At 46.1% G+C, this 18,407-nt stretch carries 17 protein-coding genes; 8 read left to right on the top strand and 9 right to left on the bottom strand.

Going from position 1 to position 18,407, the window contains the following annotated elements; all coding sequences use genetic code 11:
- Positions 1 to 11: 11 nt before the first annotated feature.
- The gene (locus tag P5674_RS11095; RefSeq protein WP_046318873.1) at positions 12 to 1,541 is read right to left on the bottom strand and encodes a YifB family Mg chelatase-like AAA ATPase; all 1,530 of its coding nucleotides are present in this window, start codon (positions 1,539 to 1,541) and stop codon (positions 12 to 14) included.
- Positions 1,542 to 1,636: 95 nt separating this feature from the next.
- Here P5674_RS11095 and P5674_RS11090 point away from each other — a divergent pair, with 95 nt between their 5' ends.
- Positions 1,637 to 1,981 carry a hypothetical protein gene (locus P5674_RS11090; RefSeq protein WP_006668975.1) on the top strand — a complete coding sequence of 115 codons (345 nt, stop codon included), beginning with the start codon at positions 1,637 to 1,639 and terminating at the stop codon, positions 1,979 to 1,981.
- A gap of 73 nt (positions 1,982 to 2,054) precedes the next feature.
- Here the strand turns inward: P5674_RS11090 and P5674_RS11085 are convergent, their stop codons facing one another.
- Both P5674_RS11085 and ychF read right to left on the bottom strand, forming a co-directional pair.
- Positions 2,055 to 2,399: a phage holin family protein gene (locus P5674_RS11085; protein ID WP_083806237.1), complete on the bottom strand. Its 345-nt coding sequence runs from the start codon at positions 2,397 to 2,399 to the stop codon at positions 2,055 to 2,057.
- A gap of 146 nt (positions 2,400 to 2,545) precedes the next feature.
- Positions 2,546 to 3,637: a redox-regulated ATPase YchF gene (ychF, locus tag P5674_RS11080; protein WP_006622716.1), complete on the bottom strand. Its 1,092-nt coding sequence runs from the start codon at positions 3,635 to 3,637 to the stop codon at positions 2,546 to 2,548.
- Between the two features lie 114 nt (positions 3,638 to 3,751).
- Here ychF and P5674_RS11075 point away from each other — a divergent pair, with 114 nt between their 5' ends.
- The 3 genes from P5674_RS11075 (at position 3,752) to P5674_RS11065 (ending at position 6,889) form a co-directional block, all read left to right on the top strand.
- Positions 3,752 to 5,242, top strand: coding sequence for an aminotransferase class I/II-fold pyridoxal phosphate-dependent enzyme (locus P5674_RS11075; protein ID WP_006622715.1), 1,491 nt, complete (start codon positions 3,752 to 3,754; stop codon positions 5,240 to 5,242).
- 59 nt (positions 5,243 to 5,301) lie between these two features.
- Positions 5,302 to 5,904 (top strand): precorrin-6Y C5,15-methyltransferase subunit CbiT, encoded by a 603-nt coding sequence (gene cbiT / locus P5674_RS11070; protein ID WP_006668978.1) that lies wholly within the window; start codon positions 5,302 to 5,304, stop codon positions 5,902 to 5,904.
- Between the two features lie 94 nt (positions 5,905 to 5,998).
- Positions 5,999 to 6,889: a phosphatidate cytidylyltransferase gene (locus tag P5674_RS11065; RefSeq protein ID WP_006622713.1), complete on the top strand. Its 891-nt coding sequence runs from the start codon at positions 5,999 to 6,001 to the stop codon at positions 6,887 to 6,889.
- Here the strand turns inward: P5674_RS11065 and P5674_RS11060 are convergent.
- Complete coding sequence (locus P5674_RS11060; RefSeq protein ID WP_006668979.1) at positions 6,886 to 7,578, bottom strand: LmeA family phospholipid-binding protein; 693 nt, start codon at positions 7,576 to 7,578, stop codon at positions 6,886 to 6,888. The two genes, P5674_RS11065 and P5674_RS11060, sit on opposite strands and share 4 nt — an antisense overlap.
- 225 nt (positions 7,579 to 7,803) lie before the next feature.
- On the opposite strand from P5674_RS11060, the gene P5674_RS11055 reads away from it, so the two are divergent.
- Both P5674_RS11055 and P5674_RS11050 read left to right on the top strand, forming a co-directional pair.
- Positions 7,804 to 8,577 (top strand): pseudouridine synthase, encoded by a 774-nt coding sequence (locus tag P5674_RS11055; protein ID WP_006622711.1) that lies wholly within the window; start codon positions 7,804 to 7,806, stop codon positions 8,575 to 8,577.
- Between the two features lie 12 nt (positions 8,578 to 8,589).
- Positions 8,590 to 9,516 carry a helix-turn-helix domain-containing protein gene (locus P5674_RS11050; RefSeq protein WP_006668980.1) on the top strand — a complete coding sequence of 309 codons (927 nt, stop codon included), beginning with the start codon at positions 8,590 to 8,592 and terminating at the stop codon, positions 9,514 to 9,516.
- Between the two features lie 8 nt (positions 9,517 to 9,524).
- On the opposite strand, the gene malQ is transcribed toward P5674_RS11050, so the two are convergent.
- Entirely contained in the window at positions 9,525 to 11,042 is a 1,518-nt protein-coding gene (gene malQ / locus P5674_RS11045) for a 4-alpha-glucanotransferase (RefSeq protein ID WP_014274153.1), read from the bottom strand.
- A 40-nt stretch (positions 11,043 to 11,082) separates the two neighbouring features.
- Between malQ and P5674_RS11040 the strand changes: the two genes are divergently transcribed.
- Positions 11,083 to 11,259: a hypothetical protein gene (locus P5674_RS11040; protein WP_014274152.1), complete on the top strand. Its 177-nt coding sequence runs from the start codon at positions 11,083 to 11,085 to the stop codon at positions 11,257 to 11,259.
- Between the two features lie 193 nt (positions 11,260 to 11,452).
- Positions 11,453 to 12,082, top strand: coding sequence for a TMEM165/GDT1 family protein (locus P5674_RS11035; protein WP_014274151.1), 630 nt, complete (start codon positions 11,453 to 11,455; stop codon positions 12,080 to 12,082).
- Here P5674_RS11035 and P5674_RS11030 read toward each other — a convergent pair whose 3' ends face one another.
- The 4 genes from P5674_RS11030 to P5674_RS11015 all read right to left on the bottom strand — a co-directional run bounded on the left by P5674_RS11030 (position 12,083) and on the right by P5674_RS11015 (position 18,324).
- Positions 12,083 to 15,379, bottom strand: a complete 3,297-nt coding sequence (locus P5674_RS11030) for an efflux RND transporter permease subunit (protein WP_014274150.1) — start codon at positions 15,377 to 15,379, stop codon at positions 12,083 to 12,085. It lies immediately after the preceding gene.
- 42 nt (positions 15,380 to 15,421) lie between these two features.
- Positions 15,422 to 17,002: an efflux RND transporter periplasmic adaptor subunit gene (locus P5674_RS11025; RefSeq protein WP_014274149.1), complete on the bottom strand. Its 1,581-nt coding sequence runs from the start codon at positions 17,000 to 17,002 to the stop codon at positions 15,422 to 15,424.
- 85 nt (positions 17,003 to 17,087) lie between these two features.
- Positions 17,088 to 17,651 carry a PadR family transcriptional regulator gene (locus P5674_RS11020; protein WP_006616805.1) on the bottom strand — a complete coding sequence of 188 codons (564 nt, stop codon included), beginning with the start codon at positions 17,649 to 17,651 and terminating at the stop codon, positions 17,088 to 17,090.
- Between the two features lie 442 nt (positions 17,652 to 18,093).
- Positions 18,094 to 18,324 carry a hypothetical protein gene (locus P5674_RS11015; protein WP_006616804.1) on the bottom strand — a complete coding sequence of 77 codons (231 nt, stop codon included), beginning with the start codon at positions 18,322 to 18,324 and terminating at the stop codon, positions 18,094 to 18,096.
- Between the last annotated feature and the right edge of the window lie 83 nt (positions 18,325 to 18,407).

Here is an 18,407-nt window from a genome sequence, read left to right as displayed (position 1 = left end):
TATTATCTATTCTACTGCATTCTATCTAATGTGCGATATTGAATAGCCTCGCCAATATGGTTAGGTTTGATGTTGTCCTCTCCCGCTAGGTCGGCGATCGTCCTGGCTACTTTCAAAACGCGATCGCTTCCCCGCGCCGACAGTCCTAGACGGCGGATAGCTGCTTCGAGAAGTTGACAACTCCCCTGGTCTAGTTGACACCACCGCTGAATTTGGCGACTCTGCATCTCTGCATTACACTGTAAATGGGGTTCATCTTGGAATCGATGATAAGCCCTTTCCCGTCCTTTTTGGACTCTTTCTAGTACAGTTTCTGATGATTCCGCGTTGGAATGGCGGGTAATTTCTTCCGGCTTGAGTCGGTTAACTGCTACTTGCAAATCAATCCTATCCATCAGAGGACCTGATAGTTTTGCCCAATATTGTTCCCGTTGACGAGGAGAACAGGTACAGGCTTGTATGGGGTCGCCATAATATCCACAAGGACAGGGATTTGTACTCGCAATTAACGTGAATTGGGAGGGGAAAACGACTGATAAACGGGTGCGGGTGACGGTGACAAATCCATCCTCTAGGGGTTGTCTTAAAAACTCCAAAACATTCCGGCGAAATTCGGTTAATTCATCGAGGAACAAAATGCCGCGATGGGCTAAAGAAATCTCCCCCGGTTTGGGATAACTTCCACCACCTACCAAAGAGGGTCCAGAGGCGGAATGGTGGGGGCTACGAAAGGGGCGATCGCTCACTAAAGTTCCCCGATTTTTTAACAGTCCCGCTACCGAATGAATGCGGGTAACTTCTAGGGCTTCTTCAAAGTTTAACGGCGGTAAAATACCTGGTAAACGTCTCGCTAACATGGTTTTACCACTACCTGGCGGACCTACAAAAATGAGGTTATGACCCCCGGTGGCAGCAATTTCCAAGGCGCGGCGGGCGTGGGATTGTCCTTTAACATCTTTTAGGTCTAAATTAGTGGATTTTGGGGTAGCTAAAATCCGCGAACTATCTAACCTGATGGGCTGATGATTGTCGGGATTATTCAGAAAATCTACTACCTCGAAAATCGACTTAAAACCATACACCGAAACCCCCTGAACTACCGCCGCCTCCCTAGCGTTGTCTTCGGGAACTACTAAGCCAGTAATTCCCATATTTTGCGCTTCGGCTGCGATAGGTAATACCCCCGCTACCGGACGCAAACTTCCATCTAAGGATACTTCCCCTAAAAACAGAAAATCTCCCAATAAATCGGCTTTTATCTGTTCGGAAGCTGCTAAAATACCAATACTTATCGGGAGGTCAAAACAAGGCCCTTCCTTCCGCAAATCGGCGGGAGTTAGGTTAATTACTATATTTCCCATGGGGAAACTATAACCAGCATTTTTGAGGGTGGCTTTCACCCTTTCCCGCGACTCCTGAACCGCTGTATCAGGTAAACCTAAAACAATGATTTTGGGGAGTCCTCCCGAAAGATCTACCTCAACTCCGACTTTTACCGCATCAATACCAACTACGGACGCACTCCAAACTCTCGCTAACATAATACAATTATTGATGACTTGTAGGATGGCTATTTTTATGGTATATTAGTAGGATAAGTATTATCCTAAATTTCAGAAAATCTTAACTAACTGCTATGTCTTTCTATAAGCAAAACCTAGAAGCGTTTATTAAACTCCTGACAACTCAGCCTAAATTGTTCACTGATGCTAAATGTCAAGAACTGCTGACTTTAATTGAACCTTTACCAGATGATATCGAAACTTTATCAACGGCGATCGCTAGTTGGTACGAAAAATATGATCCCATTGTTGATGCACAATTGGACATTCTCAATCATTGGAATTTTACGGAAACTTCCCATTTCCCAGCGGCTACGGCGCGTCCTGGCGCTAATTCTGCGGCGGCTACACCCACAACAATTAATAAAGAACTCTTGAAAAGTGCGATTCTCAAAACTCAACCGAAATCGCCTCACTAACCATCCTAATTAATGGCTATAAGGGAGTAAGCCATTCCCATATAGCCACTAACTTTTCAGTTGACCTCTCTCTTTAAATCCCAACATTCTCGAGAACTTCGTATAAAATCGAGTTAATGAAACTCAAAGCCAAAGCGCCAATTAAAGCACTCCAAATACCCCGACGGAGATAGAAACCTCTCACTAGCCAAGCCGCTAGTCCAAAAATCGCCATATTCAACAATAAGGTGATAATGAAACTCGAAAAAACCACGGTCAGAGGGACAGCAAGTCGGACTAAGAGATTTAATAACCCGAAAACAGCGGAGGATGTTAAGGCTTTTTTAAAGTCTTCAATTTCTACCCCGGTAAATTTGCTGAGTTTAGCAATTAAAAATAAGCTGACCGCAGTCACCAACCAAGCAATGATTAAATTCATTAGACCCATCATTTAGACCTCAGTATTAAGTTGTATGGTCGGAGGATTTCTTGATGAGATGTGTTACTAATTAATCAGCCATGACCCGCCAGCCTTGAGTTGAGTAATTCTACCTCACCCCTGAAAGAAATCTCCCGCCAACTCTATTAAACATTAAATCGGAACAACATGACATCCCCCTCTTGGACGATATATTCCTTACCTTCACTGCGGACTAAGCCTTTATCCTTAGCCGCATTCATAGACCCATGAGTAACTAAGTCTTGATAAGCTACGGTTTCGGCGCGGATAAAACCCCTTTCAAAATCAGAGTGAATAACTCCGGCGGCTTGGGGTGCGGACATTCCCTCGTGGATAGTCCAGGCGCGAGTTTCTTTGGGTCCGGTGGTCAAAAATGTTCTCAGTCCTAAGAGTTTATAGGTAGCCGCAATTAGGGATTTTAAACCGCCTTCTTGCACTCCCAGTGATTCCAAAAAGTCCTGCTTTTCGGAGTCGGAAAGTTCTACAAGTTCTGATTCTACTTGAGCGGATATAATCACAACTTGGGCATTTTCTTGGGAAGCGATCGCTCTCACTTTTTCCACCCATTCGTTACCGGTAGCCAAATCATCTTCGGACACATTAGCCGCATAAATAATCGGCTTTCTGGTCAATAAACCCAAGCCCTTAATCGCCTCGGCTTCTTCTTCGGATAAATCGACCAAACGGGCAGATTTTCCCTCGTTTAAGACGGCGGCAATTTTCTCTAAAGCACCCAATTCTAACTGGGCTTCTTTGCTAGTGCGGGCTTGTTTGCGGGTGCGTTCTATGCGACGTTCTACCTGAGACAAATCACGATAAGCCAATTCCAGATTAATAATTTCAATATCCCGCACCGGATCGACGGAACCGGACACATGAATAATATCATCATTTTCAAAGCAGCGGACGACCTGAACGATCGCATCTACCTCCCGAATATGGGAGAGAAACTGATTACCCAATCCCTCCCCTTGACTAGCACCTTGCACGAGTCCAGCGATATCAACAAATTCAATTCTGGTAGGGACAATTTGTTCGGAATTAGAAATTTTAGCTAATACCTGTAAACGTTGATCAGGAACCGCGACGACCCCGACATTAGGTTCAATGGTACAAAAGGGAAAATTAGCAGCCTGGGCTTTAGCATTAGCAACTAGGGCATTAAAAAGAGTAGATTTTCCGACATTAGGTAATCCTACAATTCCGGCGGTAAGCATACAGTTCTATAAAATTTTTATAGTGGTTGGATATATGTTATAATACCAGTAAACAGTCAAAATCTAAATAATAGATCAGCCGGAATCTGCGACCTGTGTGGATGTGGATCAATTATGGATCAAAATCAAACTCCCCTATTAACAGCCCTTAAACAAGCGGCGGAAACACCGGGTGCGGCTTTTTATACCCCAGGACATCGGCGGGGACAGGGAATTCCCGAATCTTTGGCCGCGGTTTTCGGGTCGCAAGTATTTAGGGCGGACTTGCCAGAATTGCCAGAATTAGATAATCTATTCGCACCGGAGGGAGTGATTAAACAGGCTCAGGAATTAGCAGCGGCAGCGTTTGGGGGCGACCTGTGCAGATTTTTGGTCAATGGTTCAACGGTGGGGATTATCGCGTCAATTTTAGCGACCTGTGACCCAGAAGACAAAATTCTCCTACCGCGAAACATTCATAAATCGGTAATCTCAGGATTAGTGATATCGGGGGCGCGGGCTATTTTTATTAATCCTGAATATGACCAGGATTGGCATTTACCGCTGAGTCTGACCCCAAAAGCGATCGCCCAAGCCCTAGATGAACACCCAGACATCAAAGCCGTGATGGTAGTATATCCCACCTATCACGGCATCTGTGGTAATTTAGCAGCCATAGCCACCATAGTTCATAACTATAACATCCCCCTACTGGTAGACGAAGCCCATGGCGGACATTTTCACTTTCATCAGCAACTACCCCCAAGCGCCCTACAATGCGGGGCTGATTTAACGGTACAATCTACCCATAAAGTGCTAGGGGCAATGAATCAAGCCTCAATGGTACAGATTAAAGGCGATCGCATCAACCTCACCCGTCTGGATAACGCCCTACAAATGCTACAAACCACCAGCCCCAGTTATCTGCTGTTAGCTTCTCTGGATGCAGCCCGCCATCAAATGGTCAATCAGGGTCAAAAAAGGCTCACAGAAGCGCTAGAATTAGCACAGAGGGCAAAAACTCAATTAGAAAACTTACCCGGTTTACGGGTCTATCATCCCCCGGTAACTGCTGGGTGTGTTGCTTTAGACCCAACCCGGTTAACGGTTAAGGTCAGCGACTGCGGGTTAAGTGGTTATGAAGCAGACACAATTCTGCATCAACAGTTTCGGGTAACTGCTGAGTTACCAGATCTCGAACACTTGACGATGATCATCAGTCCCGCCAACAGCCAAGGGGATATCGATCAGATGATTAAGGGATTCGCATTTCTCAGCCAGCAGGCTGTATCTGGAGAACTAGAAAATTCCCCCACACTAAACCAGCAGGACTGGCAGATGATCGATACTATATCAGCCTTTGCTACCCCCATAGCTGAGGTTTCGGCGATGTCTGTCCGAGATGCCTTTTTTGCCAAAACCATCTCACTACCAACTCCAGACTGTCCGGGTAAAATTAGCGCTGAGTGTGTTTGTCCCTATCCCCCAGGTGTGCCAATTTTGTGGCCGGGGGAAGCTATATCTAAAAAAGCGATCGCATTTTTGCAACAGGTACAAGCCTTGGGGGGAGAAATTACCGGATGTAGCGATAATACCTTAGCAACCCTGCGGGTAATTGATCATTGAAACTCCCGCCCTGGCTTTCTATTTCAAGTCCCCTAGCAGCACAAGTCACCAATTATTTTATGTCTTCCCCACTTTGGCCTTATATTACCCCAGGCATTCCCGATGACCTATTTGAACGTTTACCAGGAATTCCCATGAGTAAACGGGAGGTAAGATTGCTGTTGATTTCCTATCTACGGCTACAGCCAGATTGTATAGTGTGGGATATTGGGGCGGGAACTGGAACCATTGCGGTAGAAACTGGTTTATTATGTCCCCAGGGTAGAATTATTGCCGTGGAAAGAGATGGGGAAGTGGCTAATCTGATCCGCACTAATTGCGATCGCTTCGGTGTCACCAATGTAGATGTCATTGAAGGAAACGCCCCCGACTGTTTGCATGGACTCAAGAACCTTCCCCACCGCGTCTGTTTAGAGGGAGGAAAAGCCATCAAAGATATTCTAGTTACGGTGTGGCAATATTTACAGCCCCAAGGCCGTCTTGTAGCCACTGCGTCAAATTTAGAGACCTTGTACCTAATTTCGGAAGGGTTTGCTCAATTACAGGTGCGGAATGTGGAGGTAGTCCAATCTTCCATTAACCGCCTGGAGAGTCGAGGGCGATCGCAAAGTTTAGTAGCAATTGATCCTATGTTTATCCTTAGTGGTGAGAAAATCAGTTAATGCGGAAATTACCCCTTATTCTACCCTAGGCGGTCAGGGTAACTTCTCTGTCATCTTTTGCCAATTTGCTATTCAGTTCACTTGTTAATCAACCATGTCTTGGTCTCGTGTCATCAGTGGAATTGTGGCGATCGCCCTCGCCTTGCTCATGCTAACCCTAGGGGGATGGTACTTTACCCTCGGCTTTGGGGTGATTGTGTACCTAGGTCAGTTAGAATACTTTCAACTGGTGCGGGCTAAAGGCATCGAACCAGCCGGGAAAACTACCCTAGTTGTCAGTCAAGCCCTATTAGTTACGGCGGCGATCGCCCCCAACCTAGTAGATGCTATCTTCGCTCTAGCCGGAACCCTGATCTGCTTCTACTTGCTATTTCAACCCAGAATCTCTAGCATTGCTGATATTGCCGCCTCCATTTTGGGTCTGTTTTATGGTGGATACTTACCCAGTTATTGGATTAGGCTACGGGTGGGGCTAGATGGTTCCAGTCCCCTGTTAACCCATGTCACCACTAACCTACCTCAACTCAGATACTTTCCGCCATCGTGGGATTTATCCTATACCCTCACTGAAGGATTGACCGCCAGTCTGCTGGCTTTTGGTTGCATTTGGGCGGCGGATATTGGCGCATACATTTTTGGGAAATTTTTGGGGCGGACCCGACTTTCTGATATTAGCCCCAAAAAAACCGTAGAGGGCGCTATATTCGGGATTTTAGGTAGCATTGGAGTGGCGATCGCTGGTGCTTGGTTTCTGCAATGGCCGCAGTTTCTCTGGACAGGTTTCGCCCTGGGTATTATAATTGGCATAGCTAGTCTTTTGGGAGACCTGACCGAATCAATGATGAAGCGCGATGCTGGAGTCAAAGATTCCGGTCAACTCATCCCCGGTCACGGCGGCATTCTCGATCGCGCTGATAGCTATGTTTTTACCGCCCCCCTAGTCTATTACTTTGTCACCTTGGTGCTACCTTTATTCAAAACCTAGGGATTGACCCAAATTTTCCCCCGTAGGGTAAGCTGTTCCTTACTGATACTCAGATCCTCAATATCTACATCAGTTCCTAAGTCAATCGGAATTGACTCTAGCACAGTGGCACTAATGAGGGGATCGGCTTTGATATAGGGCTGGTGTAGTAACAGTTGGGTGGAACTGATCCGCTGTAATTGGCTATCTAAACTAAGGGCGATCGCCCCATGGGAATCTGTGATTAAATCAGCATTTAACGTCAGGCGATCGCTATTGAGCCTTAATTGCAGATGTTCGAGGGTTCCCTCAGTCAGTGGTAAGTGAGACTGTAGCAGTTGGGTAATGGCATTGGCTAGAAGTGGCGAACTCACGGAAGCATTAAGATCCGAGGCGAGAATTTGCAAATCACAATCAACCGGGATCGCTTCCAGAAGCTGTAAAGGCTTACCCTGGAGAACCTGACGTAAATTGATACGGATACCGGAACTACTCAAAGCCACTTGGGAAAGATGCAAGCCCTGATAAATCACAGCCTTGGCTGAGACGGACACGGTGGGAATAGATCCCCTTAGTAGCGATCGGTTACCACCTCCGACGTGGATTTTTAAAGATTCTACCCCCTCCACTTGCGATCGCAACCAAAGCTGTAGCGCCGCCGATAGAACCGTTGCGATCAGTTTCTTTTCCTCAGTTTTAGTCCCCGTCATAATCTCGCTGTTAATTTGTTATCAAAAAATCAAGAATTGTTGTAATATTGGTATATGCAGCATAGATATATGCAAGAATCTAACTCGTCAGTCTCACCTACAGATTGATCCACTACTACGGAAACTCCTATAACTCCCATAGTTAAGGAAAATCAGTGCCTTCTACCCAGCAAATCACCCCGTTGTAATCCAACATCCATAAGGGATGCCCTGTCGTCAACCTCTATGAATGAAAGGCTACAGAAAATCATATCTCACTGGGGAGTCGCCTCTCGTCGTCATGCCGAGGAGATGATACTATCAGGAAGGGTCAAAGTAAATGGCGATCGCGCTTATTTAGGCCAGAAAGCAGATCCCAAATGCGATCGCATTGAAATTGACGGACGCGCACTGCACCCTTCCAGTCAACCCCAACCCCTATACCTACTGCTAAATAAACCCCTAGGCGTAGTTTGCACCTGTGCAGAACCCCAAGGCCGAAAAGCGGTTTTAGACCTGCTGCCGCGTCAAATGCGAGTCGGACAGGGACTGCACCCCGTAGGTCGCTTAGACAGCGACTCAACCGGTGCATTACTCATCACAAATGATGGTGAACTGACATTTCTTTTAACCCATCCCCGTTATCATGTAGCTAAAACCTATCAAGTTCTAGTCCAAGGCTGTCCTCCAGAATCTGTTTTAGAACAGTGGAGACAAGGTATCCTACTATCTGGTAAAAACACATTACCAGCTCAAGTTAGGCCCATCGGGAAACCGAGCCGCTCTCAGACTTTGCTAGAAGTGGTTTTACGAGAAGGGAGAAACCGACAGATTCGGCGAGTAGCAGAGGCTCTCGGTTATCCAGTGGTTCAACTGCATCGGACAGCAATTGGGCCTATTTATCTCAACTCGACTGGGAAACCTGAATTAGCTTCAGGTGAATATAGATCCCTGAAAAACTCTGAAGTGCATTTGCTAAAGAATCGAGTCTGTGTCTGGAAATCTGGCAGTTGTTCTTGAGGATCATGGCTTATGAAATTAACTCTTACTCACCCAATTTTTCAAAATAGATCCGAAAATCACAAGCAACCACAAAATCGAGTTGATCATGACCAGGCACAACGCCTATCAGATATTGGTCAACAGTTGCGTGATGCCAGGATGAAAAATTCCTTCTCCTTGGGTATGGTGGCAGCTTATACCCGTATTCGCACCCATTTACTCCAAGCCATCGAAGAGGGTGAAATAGATAACCTACCTGAACCTATTTATACTCAGGGTCTGATTCGCCAATATGCGGATGCTTTGGGGCTGAATGGAGAGGAGTTAGCCAATTTCTTTTTACCGGAATCTGGGGAAAAGACTCTGGCGCGATCGCTTAAATTGCTGTCTCTGCCACAATTACGGCCAACTCATCTGTATCTAACTTATACTCTACTGATTATTTGTGCCGTTAATGCGCTGTCTTATCTGGTTCCCCAATCCGGTGAATTAGCAGTTACACAGACAGAATCAGCTAGTGGGGATACTGTGGTCACGCCACAGCCAAATCCGGTAACCACAACACCATCCCCCCCACAGAGTCAGTTAGTGTCTCAATCTTCCACTACCGTAGTGGTAGCAGAATCATCAGCACCGACACCCGCACCCGCACCGACACCCGCACCCGCACCACAACCTATTATTCAGGATGTTGAAGTGGGAATAGTGGTTAAGGATGAGTCTTGGGTACTGATTGAAATAGACGGAAAAACCGAATTTCAGGGAATATTACCCGGTGGCACTCAAAAAACCTGGACAGCTAAAACTGAAGTGGTGGTAGTGGCCGGAAATGCCGGAGGCGTATTGGTGAAGGTCAACAACGGCGAAGCCAGACGCTTGGGAGAACCGGGAATGGTGCAAGAAGCGGTATTTAAGGCTGGGAATAGCGATGAAACCGCCGATATTCCCAGTTCCTAGTTCACCTTTTATCTAGGCGCGCGTCCATAGGTATCTGTCCAGAACTTCAGGCGATCGCCAATTTCATCAGTTAGCAACCCAGGTTCACAACGCCAAGCCCAGTTACCCTCAGCGGTACTGGGTTTATTCATTTTAGCCTCACTTCCCAATCCCAACACATCTTGTAGGGGCAAAATTGCCTGATTAGCTACTGATGACAAAGCCAGCCGAATCATATCCCAGTGAATGCCATCATTTAGCACCTCACCTAAATAACCTAAATAACGAGTTACATAGGCTTGTTGTTTAAGCGATCGATTATTAAACCAGCCCACAGTCGTATCATTATCATGGGTTCCCGTATACACCACCCAATTAGGGGAAGTGTAGTTATAGGGTAAATAGGGGTTATCCCGTCCCGAATCAAATGCAAAATGTAGCACCTTCATACCAGGTAACTCAAATTTATCCCGCAAGGCTTCCACCTCTGGCGTAATAATCCCCAAATCTTCAGCAATAATCGGCAGCCGCCCTAACTTTTCCTCAATCGTGTGGAATAGATCCTCTCCCGGTGCATTTACCCACTCACCATTCATGGCAGTAGTTTCGCCTTGGGGAACTGCCCAAAAAGATTCCAGACCCCGGAAATGGTCAATCCGAATTAGGTCTACATAATCCAACATCGATTGAATACGATGCACCCACCAATCAAACCCATTTTGTTTAAGGCGATCCCAGTTATAAACCGGATTACCCCACAGTTGACCACTTTCGCTAAAGTAATCTGGTGGGACTCCTGCCATTAAAGACGCTTCTCCGGTTTCTCCGTCCAAACAGAAAATTTCAGGATGAGACCACACATCAGCACTATCATGGGCTACATAAATCGCTAAATCCCCAAAAATCTGGATTCCTTGTTCGTTGGCGTAGCGCTTCAAATTCGCCCACTGACGATTGAAGGTAAATTGCAGATACTTATGGAAAAAGATTTCTTCGCCCAGTTTTTCCTGCCATTTTTTCATCGCCTCCGGTTTGCGCCGGGAAATTTCATCATCCCAAGTGTGCCAACTGGCTCCGCCTTGGGCATCTTTGAGAGCCATAAAAAACGCATAGTCATCTAGCCAGTAGCTTTTCTGGCGGCAAAACTCATCAAATTCTCCATGAAGGTCTGATGGTTCCTGTTTCCGAAAATTCTGGAAGGCTTTGAGAAATAGGGGGGTTTTCAGTTCTTTTACCCGGTCAAAATCCACCATATCTGTAGGTAGGGTGGGGATTTTGTCTAAATCTTTTTTGGTCAGTAGTCCTGTCTCGGCTAACATATCAGGACTGATTAACAGAGGATTTCCCGCAAAGGCGGAATAGGAAAGGTAAGGAGAATTACCAAACCCGGTTGGACCTAGGGGCAGGATTTGCCACAGTTGTTGGTGACTGTCTCTGAGAAAGTCCACAAACTGATAAGCATTGGGTCCTATATCCCCGATGCCATATCGACCTGGCAGGGAGGTAGGGTGTAGTAAAATGCCGCTAGATCTGGGCTGAAATGACATAAGAAACCTAAAAGATATAATTGTTTCCACTGGTGGCAGGGTGGCTTGTCCTCTCGGCACAGCTTCTGGAGCCACCTGCCGAGAATACCATTCCCTCTTTACCATTTTACTCCTGCTAGGGACGGATTTGGCACAATTCAAGGCTGAACCTACTGCGATCGCTCTCGGTTCTGGTAGGGGGACTCTCCATAATCACTATCATCTTACTCATTTGTAATGGGTTGATATTATCGGATTTCGGAAAATATGAAAGTGGAATGAAGGCAATATGATTAATTTATGAAATTTGCTCTTGATATATCCCCCCAAATTTAACCGGAAATCTTCATCTAATTAATGATATAATAACCTGGGGCTGTTCTTAGATGCCCCCCTGTCCTATCTATTCTAAGGGAGAAAATACTGATAATATGTTAACTGCATTTACAGCGGGACTTTTATTGATTAGCTTGTCGGAATTAGGTGATAAAACCTTTTTTATCGCTGCTATTTTGTCAATGCGATACCCCAGAAGGCTGGTTTTTGCCGGGGTGATAGCAGCTTTGGCATCTATGACAATTATTGCTGTCGTTATGGGTCGAGTGGTGGCTTTCTTGCCGCCTAGTTATCTCCACTGGGCGACCATTTTCCTGTTTAGTATATTTGGAATTAAATTGTTATACCAAGCTAGTCAAATGCCATCCTCTCAGTCCTGTGGTGAGGAAGAAGAGGAGGCTATGAAGGCGGTGGCTGGGTCTAATTTAGCTAAAAAGAAGTCGAAGCTGGGGATATTGCTGGAAGCGTTTACTTTAACTTTTATCGGGGAGTGGGGCGATCGCACTCAAATTGCTACCATTGCTTTAGCAGCCACTTATCACCCCGTGGGAGTAATATCCGGGGTGATTTTAGGGCATAGTATCTCAACAGCGATCGCCGTTTTAGGAGGCCGCATAATTGCCGGTCGCATTTCCGAACGTACCATTACCGCCGCCAGTGGATGTTTATTTATTGTTTTCGGCTTGGTGGCTTTAATTAATGGTGTCGAAACCGTTTCGGTTTAATCAGTTTTGGGAACTATCATGACTGGATTTGGGGGCTGTTTCTACAGGTTTATTAACAGTGGTTTTGGTTTTGCCATTGCCATTGCCATTGCCATTGCCATTACCATTGCCATTGCCATTACCATTGCCAGTTATGATAGTGTAACCGTTACCATTGGCATTTTCGGGGGCATAATAAACAGGTTCTGAAACCTGACGGGCTGCGGGGTGTTTGTCACCAACTAAACGGGACTGTAAAGTGGTCGCAATGATATAAAACACTGGCACAATATACAAACTCAGTAGAGTGGAAACCAGCATTCCTCCCATTACTGACATACCAATAGAAACCCGACTAACCGCACCCGCACCCGTCGCAAAAGCCAGAGGCATCACCCCAAAAATAGTTGATAAAGCCGTCATCAAAATGGGGCGAAATCGGACTTTTCCAGCTTCGATCGCCGCCTGACTAATAGACCGCCCCATTTCCCGCAGTTGGTTAGCAAATTCCACAATGAGAATCGAGTTTTTAGTCGAAAGTCCGATTAACATAATCAAACCAATGCGGCTATAAATATTTAACTCCAATTCCGCCAACCATAGCGCCCCAAAAGCACCTAATAGGGATAGGGGGACCGCTAATAAAATCACCAATGGATCGACAAAACTTTCAAACTGCGCCGCCAAAGTTAGGAAAATAAACGCTAGGGACAACCCGAAAATGTAAATTGTCGCATCTCCAGCCTGACTAAACTCGCGGGACTCTCCAGCTAAGTCTGTTCTCATGGTCTCAGGAATAGTGCGATCGGCTAAATCTTGGAGAGCTTCCAAGGCTTCACCGAGACTATATCCAGGGGCGGCACTACCTTCTAAAGTCGCCGACCGGAAGCGGTTAAAGTGGTTAATTTGTGGTGGTAGAGTCGAGTCACGGATAGTCACCAAATTACTGAGGGGGATCATTTGACCGGACTCCGATCGCACAGATATTTCCCCAATATCTTCAGGACTAGCCCGAAATTCCGACTGTCCCCTAACTATCACTTCATAACGTTGATTTCCCTGGTTAAAATTGGTAATTTCCCGACCACCCAACATAATTTGCAAAGTCCGGGCTATTTCTTGCACAGAAACCCCCAAATTTCCAGCTTGGGCTCTATTTACCTCTAGGACTAATTCCGGCTTATTCAGCTTTAAATCGGTGTCCATATTCACTAATTGAGGTAATTCATTCGCCGCCATAGCCAATTGTTCAGAAACTTGTGCTAACTCGCTAATATCATTTCCCTGAAGCACAAATTGTACAGGTTGACCGAGGCGACTTCCTGGTAGTGAACTCGGGTTAATGGCAAATACCATGGCATCGGTAATTTGGGAAAACTTGCCAAATAAACGTCGGACGATCGCCTGTTGAGACTGTTCCGGTTCTGTACGTTCTGACCAGGGGACAAGGCTAGTAAAAGCAAAGCCTCGGTTAGCTTGGGCTGCGCCTCTCCCAAATCCGGTTAGGGTAAAAAATGCCCGCATTTCCGGCACATCACCCAAGATTTCTTCAACTTCCCTAACCACATTATTGGTATAGTTTATGCTTGCACCTTCGGGAGCATTAATCGGCACAAAAATTCGCCCCCTATCTTCCGTTGGCAAAAACCCTTGAGGCAATTGTACAAATAGCCAAGCTGTGAGGCCTAGAGATGCTACAAAACCCAGCAAAATCACAGGTTTAAATGATATCAATAATCGCAGGCTGGCATCATAGATATTGGCGATGCGATCGAGGAGCCAATCAAAGACATTCAGAGGGGCTGATAGCAGCCTCATCAACAGGTTGTTACTGCTGTGGGATGGTTTTAAGATAATCGCCGAAACAGCGGGCGCTAAGGTGAGAGCAACGAAGGATGAGAACACCACAGAAATGGCTAGGGTGATGGCAAATTCATTAAAAATTTGTCCGGTGGCTCCCCCGGAAAAACTGACGGGCACAAATACGGCAATTAGCACCACAGTAGTGGCAATTACAGCAAAGACAACCTCCCCCATGGCATGAATGGCAGCCTGGAAAGGGTGCATTTTCTTCTCGTCAATATAGCGGACGATATTTTCTAAAACCACAATGGTATCATCTACCACTAATCCGGTGGCTAGAGTTAGGGCAAATAGGGTCAAGACATTAATGGAGAATCCCAGAAAAAACATCGCCCCAAATGCGCCGATTAATGAGACGGGAATGGTGATGGTGGGAATTAGGGTAGCCCGCCAGTTTTTCAGAAATAGGAAGATAACTAATACCACCAGGGATATGGCTAACAGGAGACTTTGCCATACTTCATCAATGGCAACTTGCACAAATTCCGAGTAGTCTACTGCTACGGTATAGTTCATGCCGTCGGGGAAGTTTTGGGAAAGTTCTTTCATTCTTTCCTTCACCCCTGTAGCTACTTCTAAAAGGTTCGCGTCGGAAAGTCTACTAACTCCTATGGTAACGGCGGGTTGACCCCTGAATCTGGCAATGGTGCGATCGCTTTCTGCGCCGATTTCTGCATAGCCAATATCTCCGATGCGTATTTGTGTACCGTCGGGGTTGCGCCTGATAATTAGGTCTTCGTATTCGGGGGGGGTTTGTAGTCTTCCTAGGGTGCGGACGGGAAATTCCATGGTCTCCCCTTCGATGCGACCGCTAGGGATTTCTACGTTTTGTCTCTGTAGGGCATTTTCTACGTCTAGGGGGGTCACATTACGGGCTGCCATACGTTTGGCATCTAGCCAAATTCTCATGGCGTAGCGACGTTCCCCACCTATGAAAATACTGCCGACTCCGTTAACGGTTTCTAGGGAATTTCTCAGGAATTGGTCGGCATAATTACTGAGTTCTAAGGTGCTAAAGCGATCGCCATATATGGCAATCCACATAATGCGATCGTCGTCGCTACCATCCTTAGAAACTACCGGGTTATTCACATCAGAAGGTAGTCGCCCCGTCGCCCTAGATACACGGGAGAGAACATCCTGGACGGCTACTTCTAAATCCCGTTCCAATTCAAACTCAACATTGATAGAACTTAGCCCCTCTCTACTGGAGGAGGTCATCGTTCTTAGTCCTTGAACCCCGTTAATAGCCGCCTCCAGAATTTCCGTAACTTCTGTTTCGACTACTTCCGCATTCGCCCCCGGATAGGTAGTCCTAACTCTGACAACCGGAGGATCAATGCTCGGAAATTCTTGCACAGGTAGTCGGGTAAATCCCACAAAACCCACTAGGATGATGACCAGGGAACAGACAGTGGCAAAAACTGGACGTTTAATAAAGAAATTTGTAAACACAATTTACCCTCACTACTTATTGGCTATGATTCTCGCCCCCAGTTAATTTTGAGGATTGATAGCAGCACCATCTGACAGTCTTTGAATCCCGGAAACTATCAGTTGTTCACCGGGTCGTAAACCTTCCACCACTTCCGCATATTGGTCTCTAATTAAACCTAAGCGAATTACCTGCCTTTTCGCGGTGGGATTTTCTCCCCCTTCCGTGGTAAATACAAACCTTTCATCTCCCGAAAATTGTACGGCGGTCATCGGTACAACTACTGTGTTCGGTTTTTCATTCCAAATTACCCGCGCCCTCACGAATTGACCCGTGCGGAGCAGTCCGTCAGGATTAGTAAATGTGGCTTTGGCTAAGATACTTTGAGAATTAGGATTTACCGTGGGGGAAATAAAGCTAATGCGTCCGGTTCCGATAGGTTGACCTTGGGGGTCCTGCATTTCTACTGCTAGTCCCTCCCGTAGGTCGCCTTGGCGTTCTAGGGGAATAGATAATCTCAGTTCTAAGCGATCGTTTTCTGTCAGACTGGTTAAGGTCGCACCCCGGTTAACAAAGTCTCCCGGTCTCGCTGTCACATCGCCAACTATCCCCGTAAAAGGTGCTTGTACAGTCGTCTCTTGTAGCTGCACTTCTAACTGGCGAACACGGGCGGCGGCTTCCGCTACTTGGGCTTCTGCTTGGTCGATTTCTTGGGGTCTCGTGCCACTTTCTAAGCGTCTTAACGCCTGTTGAGATTGTTCGACTCCCGCTTCTCTCAGGGCTATTTCTGATTGGCGATTTTGCTGTAATTGTTCTAGTCGTCTTTCGGCAGCTCTCAGATTCGCTTGGGCGGTTTGTTTCTGTGACACTAAGGCATCAAATTCATCTCTGGAAATTGCCCCGGCTTCCGTGAGTTCTTGAAATCTAGTTACCCGTTTTTCCGCTAACTCTGCTGCTGCTATATTGGCATCTATTTGGGCTTGGGCTTGATTGATTTCTGCTAGTAAACTACCAGATTGAGCATCATTTAGACGGGCGACAGATTCCGCTAATCTCCCACGGGCTTCCGCAATTTCTTCCGGGCGACTTCCGGCTTGTAATTCTGCTACTCTGGCTTGGGTTCGCACTAGGTTGGCTTGGGCTTGTCGTAGTTGCGCTTCTAGGTCATCACTTCTTAAACGGGCGATCGCCTGCCCTTGATTTACCATCTCCCCTGACCTAACATATACTTGCGTGATTCTCCCTTCTATTTCCGATCTTACTTCCACCGACTCCCGCGCTTCCAGAGTCCCCACAAATTCCCCAGCATCCTGAAAGTTCCTAGTTTCTATGCTGGTGACTCTCACCGGAACTCCCCTCGGTCTTTGGGGGGAATTACTCGCCGCCGCTGGGGTAGTGTCCGCTTGCGCTTTACTGGAGTACCACCACTGACCCCCAGCAAAGCCTACTCCTAGGGCTAGTAATATTCCTACGGTCGCTGATACCCAATTGTTGGATTTATTACTAGGTTCTGATTCCGAATGGCGATCGCTTTCTATCTGATTTTGGTTTTCTATTGGCGAATGTTCACCACTCCCCTCAACTTCCACGACCGACTGATGATAATTCGAGTTTGATGATTCTGTTGATGATGGATAAGACATAATAAATTGTAGTATGATTATAATTGTTGGCGGCAAAATTTTACTGTCAATTCCCTAGTCTACTGCCATTGTAGATCTCGGCTATTCACAATTGTGATCTGTCTGAAGATAGAGAATCACCACCCCCTAGTTCTTGTTGCAAATTATCGTAGGTTTTTTCGAGCCATTTAGACTCTGAATCTAACAAAAACTTCGCCCTTTGCCAGATATCTGATTGATAGGAATCAATCGGCACATATTCAACCTCTTTCTGGTTCAGATATGCCATCCTTTGCTGACAAGCTCTGAGGCGATATTCTAACAATTTCAGGCGATTGTGTATATTTAAGTCACTAAAAAAGAAATACTTAATTAGAAACCTAGAACGGCTTTTAACCCAACTCTCTTGCGGCTGTTCTAGCATTTTGTATAACCATCGCTCACGTCCGGCGGCGGTAATACCATAAACCTTCCGACTCGAACCCGCGTCCCCTGCCTCTTCTAGGATAACTTGAATATATCCCCGTTCTTCCAAACGTTTCAGCAAGGGATAAATTGCACCATAGTTAACGCTGATACAGCTTCCCATAAACAGCTCTAGGCGCTGCTTCAGTCGGTAGCCGTGTAAAGGTTCGCGCTGTAGTAGTCCTAATGCAGATAGTTCCAACATTATATCAAATTGATACTTGTGTTGACAATATAGCCAATTTTCGCCTACGAGTCAAGAAATAGGCTAGAAAAATTGGCGATCGCCTTGAGTATAAGATTTTCTGTCCCCCTCTGTATCCCCAGATCGACTCATACCAACCACCAAAAAACAGTATCAATCATCTCATAAAAAGGTGCTGACCTCCCAGCCTGGTGGATAAACTCAAGGTTTTATGGAACCCATAACCAAACCCCAGGATTTAATCGAGGTTTAACTTTTATTAGTTGAGGGTTAATGGTCTAAGGTTTAAGGGTTGAGGATTAAAGATTAATCGTTGACCGCTAAACTTTAAGCCATATAAGCGAGATGGTATGCTTCGCCTAGAAGATCCATCTCTGAGCCATAAATTTAGAGTTTTTCGAGAGACCAGCACCATTACATTGATGCTCGATATATAGATCAGCTAATCAGAAATGTTAATCAAAGTGCGGGCGTTACTAATAGACAGCACCCGGTCTACAGTGGATTTAAACTCCTCCACAAACTCTTGGCGGCGATCGCATTCCCCAGTCAAATTGGTAGGGTCAAGTATTTCTACTCCCTCCCGTCCCAAAAAACTATCAGCTAGAGATTGATACTTTTCCGAAGCCGCATTTTTGCCTAATACTTCGATCGCCAATTTATCAAAAATCATGGGTCTAAAACCCCGCCCTTCTAGGGCGGCTTTCACTTAGCCAAGCATTTTGTGCTATGGTGAACAGCATAGAGTCTGTTCGA

The organism is Limnospira sp. PMC 289.06 (genome assembly GCF_032350395.1).
GTDB lineage: Bacteria > Cyanobacteriota > Cyanobacteriia > Cyanobacteriales > Microcoleaceae > Limnospira > Limnospira platensis.
This window is presented reverse-complemented; position numbering and strand designations above follow the sequence as displayed.